The 6,283-nt window shown below is 74.5% G+C and carries 2 protein-coding genes; both read right to left on the bottom strand.

The window, feature by feature from the left end:
* Positions 1 to 968, bottom strand: a 968-nt coding sequence (locus ACWDCZ_RS38040; RefSeq protein ID WP_449818324.1) for a beta-ketoacyl synthase N-terminal-like domain-containing protein, incomplete at its 3' end; no start/stop codon positions are given.
* A gap of 21 nt (positions 969 to 989) precedes the next feature.
* A complete protein-coding gene (locus ACWDCZ_RS38045) occupies positions 990 to 6,260 on the bottom strand; it encodes an acyltransferase domain-containing protein (RefSeq protein WP_449818325.1) in 5,271 nt (1,756 codons plus the stop codon).
* Positions 6,261 to 6,283: the final 23 nt, after the last annotated feature.

The following is a 6,283-nucleotide window of genomic DNA, read 5'->3' on the forward strand; positions in this document are numbered from 1 at the left end:
CGCACCTGCGCCCGACCACTCGGCGCCGTCAACCCGTTCGACGCACCGTCCTGGTTCACCGCCGAACCCCGCACCACCCCCAACACCCGGCGCCCAGCCCGCCGCGCGTCGGACAACCGCTCCAGCACCAGCACGCCGCAACCCTCACCGAACCCCGTGCCGTCGGCCCCCTCACCGAAGGCCCGGCACCGGCCGTCCGGGGAAAGACCGCCCTGTTTGCCGAGTTCGACGAGCGTGGACGGACCCGCCATGACGGTGACACCGCCGGCCAGCGCCATCGCGCACTCGCCCCGCCGCAGCGACTGCACCGCCAGGTGCAGCGCCACCAGCGACGACGAGCACGCCGTGTCCACCGACACGGCCGGGCCCTCCAGCCCCAGCACATAGGCCACCCGGCCGGACGCGACACTGGCCGTGTTCCCCGTACCGGCGTAGCCCTCGGCCTCGGCGGGGACGGAAGACAGCCGGGAGACGTACTCCCCGGAGATCAGCCCGGTGAAGACACCGGTCGCACTGCCCTTCAGGGTGTCGGGACGGATCCCCGCCCGCTCCAGCGCCTCCCAGGACACCTCCAGCAGCAGCCGCTGCTGCGGGTCCATCGCCTCGGCCTCGAGCGGCGAGACGCCGAAGAACCCCGCGTCGAACAGGTCCGCGTCGTGCAGGAAGCCGCCGCTCCGGGTGGGGATCGAGCCGGGTCCCCGCGCGTCCTGGTCCCGGGCCGGGGCGCCGGAGCCGTCCAGGTTCCATCCCCGTCCCTCGGGGAAGCCGGAGATCGCGTCGCGCCCCTCCGACAGCAGCTGCCACAGGTCCTCCGGCGAGCTCACCCCGCCCGGGTACCGGCACCCCATCCCCACGATCGCGATGGGTTCGTGGGCCTTCTCCTCCAGTTCCCTGGTCTGCTGTCGTGCCTCGCGCAGGTCCGCCGTGGCGCGCTTGAGGTAGTCGCGGAGCTTGGCTTCGTTGGACATGGGGCTCACCTTTCCCTTACCTCAGCGCGACAGTTCGTTGTCGAGCGCGTCGAAGAGTTCGTCGTCGGTCACGTGGTCGAGGTCGTCGGCGGATTCGGCGGGTTCGTCCTGCTCCCGCTGCCAGGCGCGAAGGATCTGCGTCAGTCGGGTGGTGACCCTGGTGCGGTCCTCGCGCTCGCCGGCGAAGAGCTTCAACGCCTCCTCCATCCGGTCGGCGTCGGCGAGGATGCGCGAGACCGGGTCCGGTTGCCCGGGTTCGAGGGCCGCCAGGAGGTGGGCGGCCAGTTCGTCCGGTGTGGGCTGGTCGAACAGCACGTTGACGGGGAGCCTGAGCCCGGTGGCCGCGTTGAGCCGGTTGCGCAGTTCGACGAGGGTGAGGGAGTCGAGGCCGAGCCCCCGGAACTCCGCGCCGGTGTCGATGGCTCCGGGCCCCGAGTGGCCGAGGACGTCGGCGATCTCCTGGCACAGGAGCTCCGTCACGACGTCGAGGCCGCGTCCTCCGGCCGCCCCCGCGATCCGGTCGGTCCAGGTGGAGGCGCCCGCCGTCCTCGGTGCCGCGGCCGGGGCCGCCGTACGCCGGGCCGGGGCTGAGACGAGGCCGCGCAGCAGCGGTGGCAGGTCGGCCACGGCGGCCCTCGCGTGCAGTCGCGCCGGGTCGAGCACCAGCGGTGCCACCGCCGGCTCGCTTCCCTGCCGTGCCTCGTCGAACAGCGCCATGCCCTGCTCGGAGGGGATCTTTCCGATGCCGTACCGCTCGAAGCGCTGGAAGGCCGTGTCGTCGAGGCCGGCGGTCATGCCGGACTCCTGCTCCCACAACCCCCACGCCAGCGACAGACCCGGCAGCCCCCGGGCCGACCGCTCCTGCGCCAGCGCGTCCAGGAACGTGTTCGCCGCCGCGTAGTTCGCCTGGCCCGCGGTGCCCACCAGGCCCGAGACCGAGGAGTACAGCACGAAGGCCGCCAGCCCGGGGCACCGCTCCCGCGTCACCTCGTGCAACGCCCACGCGCCGTCCACCTTCGACCGCAGCACCTCCCCCAGCGCCTCCGCACCCAGCGACACCAGCACCCCGTCGCGCAGCACCCCCGCCACGTGGAACACACCCGTCAGCGGCCGCTGCGCCACCACCTCGTCGACCAGCACCCCCAACGCCACCCGGTCGGCCGCGTCACACGCCCGCACCACCACACTGCGCGCGCCCAGCCCCAACAGCTCGTCCCGCAGTGTCGCCGCCCCGGGCGCCTCCACACCCCGACGACTCACCAGCACCAGGTGCCGCACCCCGCACGCCACCACCAGATGACGCGCCAACAACGACCCCAGCACCCCCGTCCCACCGACCACCAGCACCGCACCCTCCGGATCCAACGACACCGGAAGGGTGAGCACGTTCTTGCCGGTGTGGCGGCCCTGGCTGATGTGCCGGAAGGCCTCCCTGCCCCGGCGGACGTCCCGGACGGTGAGCGGGAGGTGGGTGAGCGCGCCGGCCTCGAAGAGGCGCACGAGCTCGGTGAGCATCTCCTGGATGCGGTCCGCGTCGACCACCATGAGGTCGAACGCCTGGTAGGAGACGTCGGGGAGGGACGCGGGGTCCCTGACGTCGGTCTTGCCCATCTCCAGGAACCGGCCGCCGGGGCGCAGCAGGCGCAGCGAGGCGTCCACGTACTCGTGGGCCAGCGCGTTGAGGACGACGTCGAAGCCGCCGTCCTCGCCGAGCACCCGGCGGAAGCCCTGCTCGAAGAGGAGGTCCCGGGACGAGGCGATGCGCTCGTCCGGCAGGCCCATGGAGCGCAGCGTGTCCCACTTGCCGGGGCTCGCGGTGCCGAAGACCCGCGCGCCGAGGTGGTGGGCGAGCTGGACCGCGGCCATGCCGACGCCGCCCGCCGCCGCGTGGACCAGCAGCGACTGGCCCGGGGCCAGGGCGGCCAGGTCGGTCAGCGCGTAGTAGGCGGTCAGGAAGACGACGGGAACGGCCGCCGCCTGGGCGAAGGTCCAGCCGTCCGGGACGGTGACGAGCATCCTGCTGTCGGTGGCGACCACCGGTCCGAAGGCGCCGGGCAGCAGGCCCATGACCCGGTCGCCGGGCGCGAACCCGGTCACTCCGGGGCCGACCTCGGTGACCACGCCGGCGCCCTCGATGCCGAGCGGGCCCGCGTCGCCGGGGTAGAGCCCCAGGGCGTTCAGCGCGTCACGGAAGTTGAGGCCCGCGGCGCGGACGGCGACGCGCACCTCGCCCGGCAACAGGGGGGCGAGCGCCTCGGGGCGGGGCCGGAGGGACAGCGCGTCGAGGGAGCCGCTGGCGCCCGGTTCCATCCGCCAGGCCGGCGCGCCCTCCGGGGGTGCGAGCAGCTCACGGGGTGTCTGCCGGGCCAGCCGGGCGGCCTTCAAGGTGCCGTTGCGCAGGGCCAGTTGGGGCTCTCCGGTGGCGAGCGCGGCGGCCACCAGCCCGGGGGTCGGGTCGGCGTCGGCGTCGAGCAGGACGAAGCGGCCCGGGTGTTCGGTCTGGGCGGTACGCAGCAGGCCCCACAGCACGGATGCGGCGAGGTCCGCCACGCCTTCCGCCGCTTCGACGGCCACCGCGTTCCGGGTGAGGACCACCAGCGGCGCGGAGGTCCGGTGCTCCTCGGCCAGCCAGCTCTTCAGCAGGCCCAGGACCTCCCGGGCGGCGTCATGGGCCGCGGACGGCACCTCGTGCTCCGGCGCGCTCGCCGTCCACGGGAGGACGGCCACCTCCAGGTCCTCGACCGCACCGGACAGCGTGGTGAGGTCGGCGTGGCGGGTCACGCCCGGCAGGTCGGGGCCGCGCGTGCCGAGGACGGCCCAGCGGTCCGTCGGCGGGTCCGTCGGCAGGTCCGGGGCGGGAGTGGCCGGAGCGGTGGCGGCGGCCGGGTCCGGCACGGGCACCCAGTCCACGGCGAACAGCGGCGTACGGCCCCCGCCCGCCGCCGAGTAGGGGCGCAGGGTCAGCGCTTCGACGGTGGCGACCGGCGCCCCGGCGGCGTCGCAGACGGCCAGGGCCACGGTGTCGGTGCCGGTGGGCGTCAGCCGTACCCGCAGCACGGTGGCACCGGTGGCGTGCAGTTCGGCACCGGACCAGGCGAACGGCAGCCGGAGCCCGGCCGCCTGGTCGCCCTCCAGGACGAGCAGGTGCAGCGCCGCGTCCAGCACGGCCGGGTGCACCCCGAAACCGGAGGGCTCCACGCCGGCCGGGAGCCCGACCTCCGCGTACAGCACGTCGCCGTCGCGCCAGGCGGCGCGCAGGCCCTGGAAGGTCGGCCCGTAGTCGTAGCCGCGGGCGGCCAGGGCCTGGTACGCGTCGGCCACGTCGAGAGGGGTCGCGTCCTTCGGCGGCCAGTCCGTCAGCGCGCTCCCGCTGCCTTCGGCCCCGGCGGCCAGCACGCCGGTGGCGTGGCGCCGCCAGGTGTCGTCGGAGCGCGAGAACACGGCCAGCGACCAGCGCCCCTCCTCCTCGGGGTCCAGCACCACGCGCAGGTCGGCCGGGGCGTCAGGGTGGAGGGACAGCGGGGCTTCCAGGGTGAGTTCGTCCAGCCGCCGGCAGCCGGCCCGGGCGCCCGCCGCGAGGGCGACGTCGAGCAGCGCCACACCGGGCAGCAGCACCTCCTCGCCGATGACGTGGTCCTCCGTCCAGGGGTGGGTCGTGGGCGACAGGCGGCCGGTGAACACCCAGCCCCTCCCCTCGGGCCGCTCGACCGCCGCACCCAGCAGCGGATGCCCCACCGTCTCCAGACCCGCCGAGGCCACGTCCGCGACGGCGGTGTCCTGCGTCAGCCAGTAGGACCGGTACTGGAAGGCGTACGTCGGCAGCTCCACCGGCCGCGCGCCCGGGAAGAGCGGGGACCAGTCGGGCAGGTGGCCGATGAAGGCGGCCCGGGCGACCGCGGTGAGCAGGGAGCCGCTCTCCGGGCGCCGGGCCCGCAGCAGCGGCAGGGTGACCGCGTCGGTCCCGGCCGGCAGGCAGTCCGGGACCAGACCGGTCAGGACACCGTCGGGGCCGAGTTCGAGGTAGGTCCCCACGCCGAGCCCGGCGAGGTGCTCGACCCCCTCGCCGAACCGGACGGCGCGGCGGATGTGGGACACCCAGTAGTCGGGGGAGCAGAGCTGCTCGGCGGTGGCCTCCCGCCCGGTCACGTTGGACACGACGGAGAGGACGGGGGCGCGGAAGGTCAGGCCTTCGAGGACGGTGCGGAACTCCTCCAGCGCGCTGTCCATGTGGGGAGAGTGGAAGGCGTGGCTGACCCGCAGCCGCCTGGTCCGGCGCCCCAGCGCCGCGAAGTGGTCCGCGACCTCGGTGGCGACCGCGGCATCACCCGAGACCACCACGGACCGCGGGCCGTTGACGGCGGCGATCCCGGCCAGGTCCTCGCGCTCTCCGAGGACCGCCAGGACCTCCTGCTCGGTGGCCTCCACGGCGATCATGGCGCCGTCGCCGCGGGCGGCCTGCATCAGCCGTCCCCGCGTCGCCACCATGAGCGCGGCGTCCGGCAGGTCGAGCACGCCCGCGACATGGGCGGCGGCCACCTCGCCGACCGAGTGTCCGAGCAGGTGGTCGGGCCTGATGCCGTAGTGCTCCAGGAGCCTGAACTGCGCGGTCTCCAGGGCGAACAGGGCCGACTGGGCGTACAGGGTGCGGTCCAGGAGGTCGGCGTCCGTACCGAAGACGACGTCCTTCAGGGGGACGGGCAGGTGCGCGTCCAACTGCGCGCACGCCTCGTCGAACGCCTTCGCGAAGACGGGGAAGTCCCGGTGCAGACTGCGGCCCATGCCGAGGCGTTGCGCACCCTGGCCGGTGAAGAGCAGCGCGAGCCTGTTCGAGCCATCGGGGGGTGTGGTGGGGGGCGTGACGGTGACGTTGTCCGCCGTACCGCCCTCGGCCAGGACGCGCAGCCCCGCGAGCAGTTCTTCACGGTCGGCACCCGTCACGACGGCACGCTGCTCGAACAGCGAGCGCTGCGCGACCAGCGACCAGCCGACGCTGCCCGCGCCGACCTCCGGGCGCTCCGTCAGGTGCTCCGCCAGCCGGCCCGCCTGCGCCCGCAGCGCCTCCACCGACCGGCCGGACACCACCCACGGCACCACACCCGGATTATCAACAGGGCTCTTTGTGGGGGCAGTTGGCTCTTCGGCGACCCCTTCCACGATCACATGCGCGTTCGTCCCACTGATCCCGAAGGACGACACACCCGCCCGCCGCGGCCGGCCCAGCTCAGGCCACTCCCGCGCCTCGGCCAGCAGCTCCACCCCGCCCGAGGACCAGTCCACATGCGACGACGGCACCTCCGCGTGCAACGTCCGCGGCA

It is taken from the genome of Kitasatospora sp. NPDC001225 (genome assembly GCF_053597855.1).